The sequence below is a fragment of the Saccharothrix sp. NRRL B-16314 genome, assembly GCF_000716595.1.
Classification (GTDB): Bacteria; Actinomycetota; Actinomycetes; order Mycobacteriales; family Pseudonocardiaceae; genus Actinosynnema.
Genome location: NZ_JNXC01000011.1, coordinates 44235 through 58307, shown reverse-complemented (window position 1 = coordinate 58307; position 14073 = coordinate 44235). Strand labels below are relative to the sequence as shown.

The 14073-nt window shown below is 70.2% G+C and carries 10 protein-coding genes; 8 read left to right on the top strand and 2 right to left on the bottom strand.

Annotation, left to right across the window (positions count from 1 at the left end; genetic code table 11):
* Window positions 1-57: 57 nt before the first annotated feature.
* The 3 genes from OQ02_RS18240 to OQ02_RS18230 all read left to right on the top strand — a co-directional run bounded on the left by OQ02_RS18240 (window position 58) and on the right by OQ02_RS18230 (window position 2678).
* Complete coding sequence (locus OQ02_RS18240; protein ID WP_051772487.1) at window positions 58-1503, top strand: MFS transporter; 1446 nt, start codon at window positions 58-60, stop codon at window positions 1501-1503.
* Between the two features lie 219 nt (window positions 1504-1722).
* Window positions 1723-2187, top strand: a complete 465-nt coding sequence (locus tag OQ02_RS18235; protein ID WP_033439676.1) for a Panacea domain-containing protein — start codon at window positions 1723-1725, stop codon at window positions 2185-2187.
* Between the two features lie 2 nt (window positions 2188-2189).
* Complete coding sequence (locus OQ02_RS18230) at window positions 2190-2678, top strand: hypothetical protein (RefSeq protein ID WP_033439675.1); 489 nt, start codon at window positions 2190-2192, stop codon at window positions 2676-2678.
* Window positions 2679-2746: 68 nt separating this feature from the next.
* Here OQ02_RS18230 and OQ02_RS18225 read toward each other — a convergent pair whose 3' ends face one another.
* Window positions 2747-4018 (bottom strand): ROK family transcriptional regulator, encoded by a 1272-nt coding sequence (locus OQ02_RS18225; RefSeq protein ID WP_033439674.1) that lies wholly within the window; start codon window positions 4016-4018, stop codon window positions 2747-2749.
* A gap of 153 nt (window positions 4019-4171) precedes the next feature.
* On the opposite strand from OQ02_RS18225, the gene OQ02_RS18220 reads away from it, so the two are divergent.
* From OQ02_RS18220 to OQ02_RS18200, 5 genes are read left to right on the top strand one after another with little or no spacing between them, the layout of a single operon-like run.
* Entirely contained in the window at window positions 4172-5860 is a 1689-nt protein-coding gene (locus OQ02_RS18220; protein ID WP_063747098.1) for an ABC transporter substrate-binding protein, read from the top strand.
* Window positions 5861-5887: 27 nt separating this feature from the next.
* On the top strand, window positions 5888-6877 hold the full coding sequence (locus tag OQ02_RS18215; RefSeq protein ID WP_033439672.1) for an ABC transporter permease: 990 nt from the start codon (window positions 5888-5890) through the stop codon (window positions 6875-6877).
* A 17-nt stretch (window positions 6878-6894) separates the two neighbouring features.
* Window positions 6895-8736, top strand: coding sequence for a dipeptide/oligopeptide/nickel ABC transporter permease/ATP-binding protein (locus tag OQ02_RS18210; protein WP_051772486.1), 1842 nt, complete (start codon window positions 6895-6897; stop codon window positions 8734-8736).
* Window positions 8733-9596, top strand: coding sequence for an ABC transporter ATP-binding protein (locus tag OQ02_RS18205; RefSeq protein WP_033439671.1), 864 nt, complete (start codon window positions 8733-8735; stop codon window positions 9594-9596). The genes OQ02_RS18210 and OQ02_RS18205 overlap by 4 nt, the downstream gene beginning before the upstream one ends.
* On the top strand, window positions 9593-11683 hold the full coding sequence (locus tag OQ02_RS18200) for a glycoside hydrolase family 36 protein (RefSeq protein WP_033439670.1): 2091 nt from the start codon (window positions 9593-9595) through the stop codon (window positions 11681-11683). The genes OQ02_RS18205 and OQ02_RS18200 overlap by 4 nt, the downstream gene beginning before the upstream one ends.
* Before the next feature lie 151 nt (window positions 11684-11834).
* On the opposite strand, the gene OQ02_RS18195 is transcribed toward OQ02_RS18200, so the two are convergent.
* Window positions 11835-14057, bottom strand: a complete 2223-nt coding sequence (locus OQ02_RS18195; RefSeq protein ID WP_051772485.1) for an alpha-galactosidase — start codon at window positions 14055-14057, stop codon at window positions 11835-11837.
* Window positions 14058-14073: the final 16 nt, after the last annotated feature.

Sequence of the window (14073 nt, the reverse complement as noted above, 5' to 3'; positions counted from 1 at the left end):
GGTGGCGACCGGCGCCGACCGCGCGACCGGCGTCGACTCCAGGAAGCGGCCACCGCCTTGAGACCAACAACCCCTCCGAGCGCCGAACCGGCGCCGCCCGCACCCCGCCCGGCCCTGGCCTGGGTGCTCACCGCGCTGTCGCTGTCCGTGCTGCTGCCCTCGCTGGGCATCAGCATCGCCAACATCGGCCTGCCCGCCGTGGCGACGGCGTTCGACGCCGGTTTCCACGAGGTCCAGTGGGTGGTGATCGCCTACCTGCTGGTCCTGACGGCCTCGATCGTCGGCGTCGGCCGGCTGGGCGACCTCACCGGGCGGCGTCGGCTGCTGCTGGTCGGTGTCGGCGTGTTCACGTTCGCGACGCTGGTGTGCGGTCTCGCCCCGAACCTGCCGGTGCTGATCGCCGGCCGGGCGCTCCAAGGCGCCGGTGCCGCGTGCATGATGGCGCTGACCACGGCGTTCGTCGGCGAGGCCGTGCCCGCGAACCGCACCGGTCGGGTGATGGGGCTGCTCGGCACCATGTCGGCCGTCGGCACGGCGCTCGGGCCGTCACTCGGCGGTGTCCTGATCGCGGCCTTCGGCTGGCGCGCGATCTTCCTCGTCACCGTGCCGCTCGGCGTTCTCGCGCTCGTGCTCGCGTTCCGGGTGCTGCCCGGCTCCGCGCCGACGCCGGGTTCGGCCCGAGGGCGGTTCGACCTCACGGGCATGGCGTTGCTGGCGATCACGTTGGGCGCGTACGCGCTGGCGATGACGGCCGACGGCACCCGGTTCGGCGCGCTCGGCGTCGGCTTGCTCGTCGCGTCCGGCGTCGGCCTCGTCCTGTTCGTGGCGACCGAGCGCCGGGTTTCGTCCCCGCTGGTCGACCTCTCGATGTTCCGCGATCCGGTCCTGGCCGCCGGTCTGACGACGAGCGCCCTGGTCTCGACGGTCATGATGACGACCCTCGTCGTGGGCCCCTTCCACCTGGCCCTGGCGCTCGGCCTCGACCCGGCGCTGGTCGGACTGGTGATGTCGGCGGGACCGGCGGTGAGCGCCCTCGTCGGCGTACCGGCCGGCCGTGCCACCGATCGTTTCGGGTCGGGGGTCGTGGTGGTCGTCGGGCTCGCCGGGATCATCGGCGGTGCCGCGGTGCTCGCCTTGATGCCCGTGGCGGCCGGGGCTGTGGGCTACGTCCTGCCCCTGGTCGTCGTCACGGCGAGCTACGCGATGTTCCAGGCGGCCAACAACACGGCGGTGATGAAGGACGTTCCGCCGCAGCGGCGCGGCGTGGTGTCGGGCCTGCTGAACCTCTCGCGGAACCTGGGCCTCATGACGGGCGCGTCGGTCATGGGCGCGGTGTTCGCGTTCGCCGCCGGCACCGGTGACGTCACCGCGGCGGCGTCGGCGGAGGTGGCTCGCGGAACCCGGTGGACGTTCACCGTGGCGGCCGTCCTCGTGGCCCTCGGCCTGGCCGTCGTCCTGATCCTCCGCCTGCGTGCCCGCCCCTCACCCGCTCATCACGCCTAGCGCGATACTCGATGGGATGGCTTCCAGGCGGTCCTTGGCCGGCGGGGCGCGGCGCGTCAGCCAGGCGGTGGACGCATTTCCGCAGGTCAGTTCCTATGGTTGAACCCACGCTTGATCCTGCGTTCGGGTAAGTCGACGGGTCGAAGTGTCCGGCCACGTGTGTAACGTCCCGTCCGTTGACGCAGATGCGACAGGTACTGGCGACACAGGGAGGCAGCCGTGGCGAAAGTAGTCGACGTGGCTGCCTACATCCTGTCCCGCAAGGGGCCGATGACGGCCATGAAGCTCCAGAAGCTCGTCTACTACAGCCAGGCATGGCACCTCGTCTGGGACGAGGAACCGCTGTTCGCCGAGGACATCGAGGCCTGGGCCAACGGACCGGTCGTGCGCGAGCTGTACAAGCAACACCGGCAACGTTGGCGGCTCGGGCAGGACGAGACCCTCGGCGGTGACCCGTCGATGCTCACGGACGCGGAGCGCGAGACGGTGGACATCATCTTGGACTCGTACGGTGACAAGCCGGCGAACTGGCTGAGCGAGCTGACGCACCGCGAGGACCCCTGGAAGAACGCGCGTGTGCGTGAAGGGCTGACCGACGGGCAGCGCGGAAGCGCGGTCATCCACCAGAGCGACATGTTCGAGTACTACGACGGCCTGACCAGCGCCTCTGCCGAGGAAGTCTGAGCGTGGGCCGAAAAGGCCGCCCCAAGGTCAGGACGGGCACTTCTCCGGATGACGTCCGCCATCGTCCGCGTTCCGCCGAGGCACGGGACATCCCGACCGGCAAGCGACCGCGTCGAGCGTTCACCCCGTCGGAGCCCGAGGGCAAGCTGGTCGTGCTGTTGAGCCGGATCGACCTCGATGGCCCCTGGTGCCTCACGAAGATCAGTCAAGCCGATCACCGCAGCCTCCTGAGCCGCATCCAGAGCTTCGAGACCATGACAGTCCGCGAAGCCTTCGACCAGAGCGAGGAACCCGGCAAGGACTACCCGATCGACCGTCTGCCCAACAGGGACGCCCGCAAGCGCTTGGAGGAGCTGACGTACGACGACCGCGACGAGATCAGCCGGTTGCGGATCAATGGCCCGGGTCGTCTGTACGGCTTCCGCGAAGGGACGCGCTTCTACGCGCTGTGGTGGGATCCGGAGCACAGGATCTGGCCCGGCAAGCGGTAGGGCGCTCCGCGGCTGGTCCACCGGCACAGCGCCTTGAGTCGCGTGCCCGGGCACCGGGGGTCGCCCGCTCAGGCTCCCGACGCGGGCAGGGCGGCGGGTTCTGAGTCGGACAGGTTCTCCGGGAGCCTGAAGCCCTCGTGCAGCGGGACGAGTTCGGACTGGAGCACGAGGGCCGCCCCGCCGATCGCCGACGCCGTGGCGGCCGAACGGGACAGTCGCACGTCGATGCCGTGCGCCGCCCGAGAGAAGAACGTCCGGTCGAGTTCGTCGCGCAGCACGGGCAGGTAGATCGACCCGGCGATCGCGAAGCTCGGCCCCGTCAGCACCAGGACCTCCAGGTCCATGATGTTCGCCAACGTCCGCGCTGCCACCGCGATGTACCGCGCCGAGCGCTCCAGGATCGCCAACGCCGCCGGCTCACCCCGCCGCGCCGCCCGGCTCACCGCCGCGAAGTCCGACGACACCGACTTCACCCGCCCGGTCAACCCGGCCGCACCGGCCACCGAGGCGTCCGCCCGCGCCGCCGCCACCACCGCCGACGGACCGGCCAGCGCCTCGACGCACCCGCGCGCGCCGCACCAGCACTCCGGCCCGTCCGCGTCCACGCAGATGTGGCCGATCTCCCCGGCGTTCCCGCTGCTGCCCCGGTACGTGATGCCGTTGATGACGAGGCCCGCGCCGATCCCCGTCCCCATGTACAGCGCCGCCGAGATGGCCGTCCCGCCGATGCCGCCGGACCAGTGCTCGCCGAGCGCCGCCGCCGTGGCGTCGTTGTCCAGCACCACCGGCAGGCTCGTGGCCTGCTCCAGCGCCTGGCCGAGCGGGAAGTCCTCCCACTTGCGCATGGCCGGCGGGGTCAGGCCCATGCCGGTGTTCGAGCTGAGCGGTCCGGGTGACACGAGGCCGAGGCCCAGCACGCGGTTGTGCTCCACCCCGACGCCGTCGATCAGGCCCTTGACCTCGGCCGCCATCCGGCCCACCACGGTCTGCGGTTCCGCGGCGCCGGCGCCCGCCCTCGAAATGCGGGCGACGACCGAACCGCCGAGATTGGTCAGCACGTACGTGATGCCCGCATGGTCGAGGTGCACGCCGACGGCGTAGCGGGAGGAGTGGTTGAGCTGGAGCAGCACCCGACGCTTGCCGCCGGTCGACTCCGCGCGCCCGGTCTCCACGACCAGGCCTTCGTCGATGAGCTTGCGGACGACCGTCGAGATGGTGGCGCCGGTGAACCCGGTGGCGTTGATCAGGCCGACCCGGCTGATCGTGCCCGCCGCGCGGATCACGTCGAGCACCGCGGACTTGCTGCTCGCGTGTTGCGTCGCCCGCGCCGGTCCGCTCACGTGCTCCCCCGCCGTCTTAGTTCGTTCGTCGGACGAAGGGTAGCAACTTGACCCGCAGATGACGCCGAGGTGTTGACTTCGTTTCTTCGATGACTTAACAATCTGCCTCAACGCGGGACCGCGGCCGGTCTCGGGCCACGAGAGGAATCGACGATGTTCCTGAAGGCAAGGCGCTTCTCACGGGCGCGCATGGCGGCGGCCGGACTGGCCGCGGTCGCCATGCTGGCTACTGCGTGTGGCGGATCGAGCGCGGGCGGCGACGCGAACAAGGACACGCTGATCGTGTACACCGGCCAGTCCGGTGACTGGCAGCTGAACTTCAACCCGTTCTCGCCGACCCAGATCGAGGGCCCCGGCACGATCTTCGAGCCGCTGTTCTTCTTCAACAACATCCGCGACGTCGAGCCGCGGCCCCGCCTGGGCAAGAGCTACGAGTGGAACGAGGACGGCACCCAGCTCGACGTCGAGCTGCGGGACGACGCGAAGTGGACCGACGGGCAGAAGTTCACCGCCAAGGACGTCGTGTTCACCCTGGACATGGTCACCAAGAACCCGGCCATGAACGGCACGGGCTACAAGGGCGTGGCGACCGCGGTCGACGACACCCACGTGACGATCAAGTTCACCGAGCCGTCCTTCATGGAGGGCCCGCAGGTCCTCGGCAAGATCTGGATGGTCCCGGAGCACAAGTGGAAGGACATCGCGACCCCGTCGACCGATGTCGTCAAGGAGCCCGTCGGCACCGGCCCGTTCATGCTGGAAGAGTTCAAGGGCCAGGCGTTCACGCTCAAGGCGAACCCCGGCTACCACTCCGGTGAGCCCGCCCTGAAGAAGGTCCGCTACCTCGCGCTGTCCGGCAACCAGTCCGGTGAGGCCGCGCTGAAGGCCGGCCAGATCGACTGGCAGACCGGCCCGGTCCCGGACATCAAGGACGTCGAGAAGAACTACCCGGGCTACAAGGCCATCACCATCCCGATGAACCAGACGGCCCTGTTCACCTGCTCGAACGCCGCCCTCGGCTGCCAGGGCCCGCAGACCGACGTCGCCGTCCGCAAGGCGATCTACTACGCGATCAACCGCACCCAGATCAACGCGCTGGCGTTCGAGAACACCGCGAGCGAGGTCTCCCCGGGCGCGGCGCTGCTGGAGCGGGACAAGGACCAGATCTCCGGCAAGCTCAAGGAGAAGACCGCCCCGATGCAGCCGGACGAGGCCAAGGCCACGCAGCTGCTGGAGAGCGCCGGCTACGCCAAGGGCGCCGACGGCGTCTACGCCAAGGACGGCAAGCCGCTGGCCATGACCCTGAAGGTCGTCGCCGGCTGGACCGACTACATCACCGCCGTCGACACGATGACGCAGCAGCTCCAGAAGGTCGGCATCAAGATCACCGCGCAGCAGGTCTCCTGGAACGAGTGGTCCGACGCGCGCGGTCGCGGCGAGTTCGAGCTGCTGATCGACGCACTGCACCAGGGCCCGGCCCCCGACCCGTTCTACAACGCGTCCTACTTCTTCAGCACCGCGACCACGGCCAAGGTCGGCGAGGTGGCGAACCCGAACTTCGCGCGCTTCTCCAACCCCGAGGTCGACGCCGCGCTCACCGCGCTGAAGGGCATCGACCCGGAGGACACCGCGGCCCGGCAGCCGCACTTCGACACGATCCAGACGGAGATCGAGGAGTCGATCCCGTACATCCCCGTGCTGACCGGCGGCACGACCAGCGAGTACAACGCGAAGAAGTTCACCGGCTGGCCCACGAAGGAGGACCTCTACGCGTTCCCCGCGGTCTGGTCGCGCCCGGAGCACTCGGAGATCTACCTGAAGCTCAAGCCGGCCGGCCAGTGATCGACTGAGTGACCGATAGGCGGACCGATGAGGTACTACGCCCGAAAGTTCGCGTTCTACCTGGTCGCCCTCTGGGCGGCGCTGACGCTGAACTTCTTCATCCCGAGGCTCATGCCGGGCAACCCGGTGGACATCCTGATGGCGAAGCTGGCGCAACGCGGCGGAACCGTGGACCCATCGGCCCGCAGGGCGTACGAGCTGCTGCTCGGCGCGAACAGCGGCGAATCGCTCCTCGACCAGTACTTCTCGTACCTGGGCAACATGTTCCGCGGTGATCTGGGCATCTCGGTGAGCTCGTTCCCCACACCGGTGTCCCAGATCATCGCGGAGGCCCTGCCCTGGACCCTGATGCTGGTCGGGATCGCGACGTTCCTGTCGTTCGTCCTCGGCATCGCCCTGGGCACGTTCGTCGGCTGGCGGCGCGGCACCTGGCTGGACAGCCTGGTGCCCGCCACCACCGTGCTGGCCGCGGTGCCGTACTTCTGGCTGGCCCTGATCCTGGTCGCGGTGCTGTCGTCGGCGTGGGGCTGGTTCCCGCTCCAGGGCGGCTACGACGTGGTCCTCTGGCCCGGCTGGAACGCCGACTTCATCGGCTCGGCGATCTACTACGGCACACTGCCCGCGTTGACCATCGTCATCTCGTCCGTCGGCGGCTGGCTGCTGGGGATGCGCAACATGATGGTGTCCACCACGGCCGAGGACTACGTGCTGACCGCGAAGGCCAAGGGCCTGCGCGACTCCCGGATCATGATCAAGTACGCGGCCCGCAACGCGGTGCTGCCGTCGGTGGCCGGTTTCGCGATCTCGCTCGGGTTCGTGGTGGCCGGCTCCATCATCACCGAGCAGGTGTTCTCCTACCCGGGCATCGGGTCGAAGCTCCTGCAAGCGGTGCAGAACAACGACTACGCCCTCATGCAGGGCATCTTCCTCGTGATCACGGTCGCCGTGCTCGGCGCGAACCTCGTGGTCGACCTGCTGTACGCCGTCATCGACCCGCGCACCCGCGTCAGCGGCTGAGAAGGAGAACGGACACCGTGACGAATCTCAGTGCTGTCACCGTCGAGCCTCCGCGCGGACGGGCCGGCTGGCGGTCCATGCTGCCGCGCTGGTCGCCGAAGCTCGGCGTCGGCCTCGTCCTGATCGGGCTCATCACGTTCCTCGGCGTGGTCGGTCCGTTCCTGGTCGGCGACCCGAACACGATCCGCGACATCAGCCTGACCGCGCCGGGCGGCGAGTTCTGGCTGGGCACCACGCAGACCGGCCAGGACATCGTGGCCCAGCTCGCGCACGCCACCAGGGGCTCGCTCTACATCGGCCTGCTCGTCGGCGTGATGGCCACCGCCCTGTCGGCGTTGTTCGGCATCGTCGGCAGCTACGTCGGCGGGTACGTGGACGAGGGCTTCTCCCTGTTCTCCAACGTGATGCTGGTGATCCCCGGCCTGCCGCTGGTGATCGTCATCTCCGCGTTCGTGCCCGCCGACCAGCGCGGCTCGTGGACGATCGCGGTGGTGCTCGCCATCACCGGCTGGGCCGCCTCGGCACGCGTGCTGCGCGCGCAGACGCTGTCGTTGCGCAACCGGGACTACGTCGCCGCCGCCAAGGTCTCCGGCGAGAAGCCGTGGCGCGTCATCACGATCGAGATCCTGCCGAACCTGCTGCCGCTGCTGGCGTCGCAGTTCGTCTTCTCGGTGATCTACGCGATCCTGAGCGAGGCCGGCCTGTCGTTCCTCGGGCTGGGCGCGTCCAACTCGTCCACGCTCGGCACGATGCTCTACTACGCGCAGAACGGCTTCGCGCTGCAACGCGACGCGTGGTGGTGGTTCGTGCCGCCGGGCCTGATCATCGCCCTGTTCGGCTGCGGCCTGGCGCTGGTGAACTTCAGCATCGACGAGATCATCAACCCGAAGCTGCGGGACATCCCCCGTCGAGCGGCGGCGGAAGCGGTCCGGGTGCCCGATCCGGTCAAGCGGCCGGACGACGACGTGGTGCTGACGGTGGAGAACCTGTCCGTCGTCTACCAGGTGGAGAACCCGGTGCACGCGGTCAAGGACGTGTCGATCACGTTGCGGCGCGGCGAGATCCTCGGCCTGGCCGGCGAGTCCGGCTGCGGCAAGACGACGCTGGCCTACGCGATCAACCGGCTGCACCGGCCGCCCGCCGAGGTGACCACCGGCTCGGTGACGTTCCACGACCTCCCTGGCCAGGACGGCGCCGGGGACGACGTCGACGTGCTCGCGTTGACGCCCGAAGAGCTGCGGGCGTTCCGCTGGTCGAAGCTGTCCATGGTGTTCCAGGGCGCGATGAACGCGTTGAACCCGGTCCTCTCGATCAAGGCGCAGCTGGAGGACGTGCTCACCACGCACCGGCCGGAGATGACCAAGGCGCAGCGCAAGGCCAAGTGCGAGGAGGTGCTGAAGCTGGTCGGCGTGGACGTGCGGCGGCTCAGCTCGTTCCCGCACGAGCTGTCCGGAGGCATGCGGCAGCGCGTGATGATCGCGATGGCGCTGCTGCTCGACCCGCAGGTCATGATCATGGACGAGCCGACCACCGCGCTGGACGTGGTCGTGCAGCGCGGCATCCTGCGGGAGATCCTGCGGCTGCGCGACGAGATCGGCTTCGCCGTCCTGTTCATCACGCACGACCTGCCGCTGCTGCTCGAACTCGCCGACCGCATCGCGGTGATGAAGGAGGGCGAGGTCGTCGAGTACGCGGAGGCGCAGCGGATGTTCGAGCGGCCCGCGCACCCGTACACCCGCCAACTGCTCGACTCGTTCCCCAGCCTGACCGGCGAACGCGGCTCGTTCGTCCGCTCCGGCGAGCAGATGACGCCGGTCGACCGGTCCGGCGAGCCCACCCCGTCCGGAGGCGTCCGATGACCACGTTGGAAGCTCGTGAGCTGGTCAAGGACTTCCACGTCCGGGTAGGCCTGCGGCGGGTCAGGCTGCGCGCGGTGGACAACGTGTCGTTCACCCTCACGCCCGGCCGCACGGTCGCGCTGGTCGGCGAGTCCGGGTCGGGCAAGTCCACCATCGCCCGGATGATCGCCCGGCTGGAGAAGCCGAGCGACGGCGCCATCACGTTGACCGGTCCGGACGGGCAGCGGGTGGCCGAGCGGCGGTACCGGGACAACGTGCAGATGGTGTTCCAGGACCCGTTCGCCTCGCTGAACCCGTTCCACACCATCGAGCACCACCTGGCCCGACCGTTGAAGCTGCACGGTCAGCCGCACGGCTGGGAGGACGTGGTGCAGCTGCTGGAACGCGTGTCGCTGCCCGGACGTGACATCGCCGGACGTCGGCCGCACGAGCTGTCCGGCGGTCAGCGGCAGCGGGTGGCGATCGCGCGGGCGCTGGCGCCGGGCGCGAAGGTCGTGGTGGCCGACGAGCCGGTGTCGATGCTGGACGTGTCGATCCGGTTGGGCGTGCTCAACCTGATGGCACGCCTGCAGCGCGAGGAGAACCTGGCCGTCCTCTACATCACGCACGACCTGGCCACGGCACGCCACTTCTCCGACGACATCCTCGTGCTCTACAAGGGGCGCGTGGTCGAGCGCGGGCCGGCCGACGACGTGATCCTCAACCCGCAGCACCCGTACACCAAGATCCTGGCGTCCGCCGCACCGAACCCCGAGGCCCGGGGCCGGAACGTGGACATCGACCCGGCCGACGTGGAGCGGGCCGGTGCCGCCGCCGCGTTCGACCACAACACCGGTGCCTGGGAGGAAGTCCCCACATGACGGTCAGCTGGTCCACCGACGCGATCCGGCTGCTGCTGGACGTCTCGGACGACCGGCCGGTGCGCCTGGTCTCGTTGCGGCCCTCCGGGCCCGTCGACGGGATCGGCGTGCCGCTGGTCGAGGTGCAGGCGCTGGGTCACGGGCGGTTCCCCGGGAGCCACCGCTACGCGGACACCACGATCGGCGCACGGCTGCGCTACCGCTCGCACGTGGAGTCCGCGGACGAGCTGCGGGTCGTGCAGCACGACCCGGTGAGCGGGCTCGTGGTGTCGTCCGTGTTCCAGGGCGTCGCCGGGGTGCCCGCCGTGCGGACGTGGACCGAGGTCGACGTCGAGGGCGACGGCCCGGTGTGCCTGCAGGCGGTGACGTCGTTCTGCACCGGGGCGTTCCTGGTGGACGCGGACCGCTCGGTGGACGAGGTGGACCTCGTGCACGGAGACTCGGACTGGGTCGCCGAGTCGCGCTGGCACCGCACGCCGCTGCGCGAGGCCGGTCTGGTGGCCATGGACCCGACCGTGCACCACCACGCGTCACGCAGCCGGTTCGCGTTGACGTCCCGGAGTTCGTGGTCGACCGGCGAGCACCTGCCGTGCGGCGCGCTCGTCGCGCGGGACGACAGCTGGGCCCTCGCCTGGCAGGTCGAGCACAACGGCGCGTGGCACTGGGAGGTCGGCGAGACGGTCGCCGGCGCCTACGTGGCGGTCCTGGGTCCGACGGATGCCGAGCACCAGTGGTCGCGGGTGGTGTCGGCGGGCGCCGGGTTCACCACCGTGCCGGTGTCGGTGGCCGTGGTCGCGGGCGGGGTGGACGACGCTTTCGGTGCGTTGACGCGGCAGCGGCGGGCGACGTTGCGGAACCGGCGTGCGCCGTCGCTGCCGGTGATCTTCAACGACTACATGAACACGCTGATGGGTGATCCGACGACGGAGAAGCTGCTGCCGTTGATCGACGCGGCGGCTTCGGTCGGCGCGGACTACTTCTGCGTGGACGCGGGGTGGTACGACGAGGACGGCAAGTGGTGGGACAGCGTCGGGGAGTGGCACCCGTCCCGCACCCGGTTCCCCGGCGGGTTCGGCGAGGTCGCGGACCGGATCAGGGCGCGCGGGATGGTGCCGGGGATCTGGCTGGAACCGGAGGTCGTCGGCGTGCGGTCGGCGTTGGCGCGGTCGTTGCCGGACGAGGCCTTCTTCCAGCGCCAGGGCGCGCGGGTGGGCGAGCACGGCCGGTTCCACCTCGACCTGAGGCACCCGGCGGCGGTCCGGCACGTGGACGAGGTGGTGGACCGGCTGGTCGGCGAGTTCGGCGTCGGGTACATCAAGCTGGACTACAACATCATGCCGGGTGCGGGCACGGACGTCGGTGGCGTCGCGCCGGGTGAGGGCCTGCTGGGCCACAACCGCGCGCACCTGGCGTGGCTGGACGGGGTGTTGGCCCGGCACCCGGACCTGTTGCTGGAGAACTGCGCGTCGGGTGCGATGCGGATGGACTACGCGATGCTGTCGCGCCTGCACATCCAGTCCACTTCGGACCAGCAGAACCCGTTGCTGTACCCGCCGATCGCCGCTGCCGCGCCGGCTTCCGTGCTGCCGGAGCAGGCCGGGAACTGGGCGTACGCGCAGCCGGGGATGTCACCCGACGAGGCGGTTTTCACGCTGGCGACCGGCATCCTGGGTCGGCTCTACCTGGCCGGGCGGGTGGACCTGATGGACGCCGCGCAACGCGCTCTCGTGCGGGAGGCGGTGTCCGTCCACAAGGGACTCCGGCCGGAAATCGCCGCCTCGGTCCCGTTCTGGCCGCTGGGCCTGACCGACCGCACCGGCCCGTGGGTGGCGCAGGGTCTGCGCGCGCAGACCACCTACATCACGGTCTGGCGCCTGCCGGGCGCGTCCGCCGACGTGAGCCTCCCCGTTCCGCACCTCCGCGGTGCCGACGTGGTGGCGTCGCCGGTGTTCCCGGCCAGTTCACCCGCCTGGACGTTCACGTGGGACGCCGACCACGGCACCCTGCACGCCACCCACTCCGGCACCGCCCCCGCCGCCACCGTCCTCCACCTAACCCCCCGTGAGTCCTACGTTCAGAACGCGTGAGTCCTACGTTCAGAACCCGTGAGTCCTACGTTCAGTACAGGTGAGTCCTACGTTCAGGACCCCCGAATTCAACGCTCAGAACATCGATCTTGTACTGAGCGTTGAACTCGGGGGTTCCGAACGTAGGACTCACGGGTTCTGAAGGTAGGACTCACGGGACGTGAACGTAGGACTCACGGGGTGGGGTGGTGGTGGCGCGGAGGAGGACGAGGCGTTCGGGGTGGAGGACGGGTGCCTGGACGCCGGCGGTGGTCAGTACCCGGCCGGGGAGGGTGACGCCCTCGGGCGTCCACCACGGCAGGTGCACGCCCCAGTTGTCCGCGTTGCCGTCCGGGACGTCACCCGGCGGCAGGGGGCGGACGTGGTACGTGCGGTCGGGCGACAGGCCGGGCAGGCGCACGGCACCCGGCGGGTAGAACTCGGACGTGGCCAGCGCGACGATGGCGAACACGGCGTCCGAGCCGTCCTCCGCCACCACCCCGTGCACCTCGATCGCCGGGTCCGCGTGGTCACCGTGCACGGACACGCCGCTGTGCAGCAGAGGCCGCAACTCCTTGTACAGCGCCACCCACGACGTCAGCCGCTCCAGGTCCGAAGCCGACGCCTTGGTCAGGTCCCACTCGATCCCGAAGTGCCCGAACAGCGCCGTGCCGGCCCGGAAGTCGATCGGGTGCTGCCGGTGCGTCGTGTGCGACGTCCCCGACCCCACGTGCGTCCCCATCAGCTCCAACGGGATCAGGGCGTTCGTCCACCGCTGCATCGGCTGCCGCTCCAGCGCGTCGATGCAGTCCGACACCCACACCCGGTCCGTGCGCTCCAGGATCTCCAGGTCCACCCGCGCACCACCGGACGAGCACGACTCGATCTCCACCCCCGGGTGACGCCGCCGCAGCTCGTCCAGCAGCCGGTAGATGGCCAACGTCTGCCCGTGCACCCCCGCACGCCCCGTCGGCCGGTGCCCCGAGTCCACCAGGTCCCGGTTGTGGTCCCACTTCAGGTACGACACCGGGTACGTGGACAGCAGCTCGTCCAGCCGCTCCAGGATGTGCGCGAACGCCTCGGGCCGCGCCAGGTCCAGCACCTGCTGGAACCGCGCCGTGCGGGGCAGCCGGTCGCCCGCCGCCATGATCCAGTCCGGGTGCGCGCGGGCCAGGTCGGAGTCCGGGTTGATCATCTCCGGCTCGACCCAGATGCCGAACTGCAGGCCGAGCCCGGTCACGTGGTCCGTCAGCGGCTTCAGCCCGTCCGGCCACGCCTCGTCCGACACGTACCAGTCGCCGAGCCCGCGCCGGTCGTCCCGCCGCGAGCCGAACCAGCCGTCGTCCAGCACGAACCGCTCCGCGCCGACCGACGCGGCGGCGTCCGCCAAGGCCTTCAACCGACCCAGGTCGTGGTCGAAGTACACGGCCTCCCACGTGTTCACCACGACCGGGCGCGGCGACGTCGGGTGGGACGGGCGCGACCTCAGGTACCGGTGGAACCGGCCGGACACCTCGTCCAGCCCTTGCCCGTACGACGCGTACTGCCACGGCGACGTGTACGACTCGCCCGGAGCCAGCACCACCTCACCGGACAGCAGCAGTTCGCCGGACCCGAGCAGCGACACCGAGTGGTAGGTCTTCTCCGCGAACGTCCGGTGGTTGCCGGACCAGGCCGTGTGCACGGCCCACACCTCGCCGGACCGGTTGTCGAACCCGGCCGTGCCCGCCGCGAACAGGTAGGCGGAGTCGTAGCCGGTCCGCCCGGTCCGGTTCTCCCGCACGCGCAGGCCCTGCGTCCACTGCGTGCGCTGCGGGCTGCGCTCCCGCGTCCACCGCCCGGTGAAGTCCAGGATCTCGACCGCCTGCCCCGGCACCGGCAGGGTCAGGTTCACCGCGTCGACGGCGAACTCCGACGACCCGGTGTTGGACAGCACGGCTCGCTGCCGCACCAGTCCGGACGGCGTCAGCTCGATGGCCAGGTCCAACGCGAGCCCGGCAACCTCGTCGACCGCGTGCACCGCCACCTCGTCGACCGCGTGCACCGCCACCTCGCCGGTCGCGTGCACCGCCGACCCGTCGGCCGCGTGCACGGCCGGCCCGTCGACGGACACGACCCGGAACGCGGTGGAGAAGTCCCGGCCGCCCCGGTTGCCGATGATGCCCGGCGTGCCGAGCCACCCGGCCGACTGCTCGGGCAGCACGGCCACGTCGACCGGGCCGTCCACCGAGTACCCGATGGGGTGCGGCTGCTGGGTCAGGACCACCGCGGCCAGCGCGGCGGAATCCAGTTCGCCCAGGTCGGCACCCCAGTGCCGGACCCGGGGGAGTGTTCCTCCGGAGAAGTCGAGCACCAGGCTCACACCTGCTGCCCGCAGGTGCGTCACGTCTGCCACTTGTGGTCTTCCTCTC

Coding starts and splice junctions, on each gene's coding strand:
- OQ02_RS18220 (WP_063747098.1), top strand. CDS start 4,172: ATGTTCCTGAAGGCAAGGCGCTTCTCACGGGCGCGCATGGCGGCGGCC.
- OQ02_RS18215 (WP_033439672.1), top strand. CDS start 5,888: ATGAGGTACTACGCCCGAAAGTTCGCGTTCTACCTGGTCGCCCTCTGG.
- OQ02_RS18205 (WP_033439671.1), top strand. CDS start 8,733: ATGACCACGTTGGAAGCTCGTGAGCTGGTCAAGGACTTCCACGTCCGG.
- OQ02_RS18200 (WP_033439670.1), top strand. CDS start 9,593: ATGACGGTCAGCTGGTCCACCGACGCGATCCGGCTGCTGCTGGACGTC.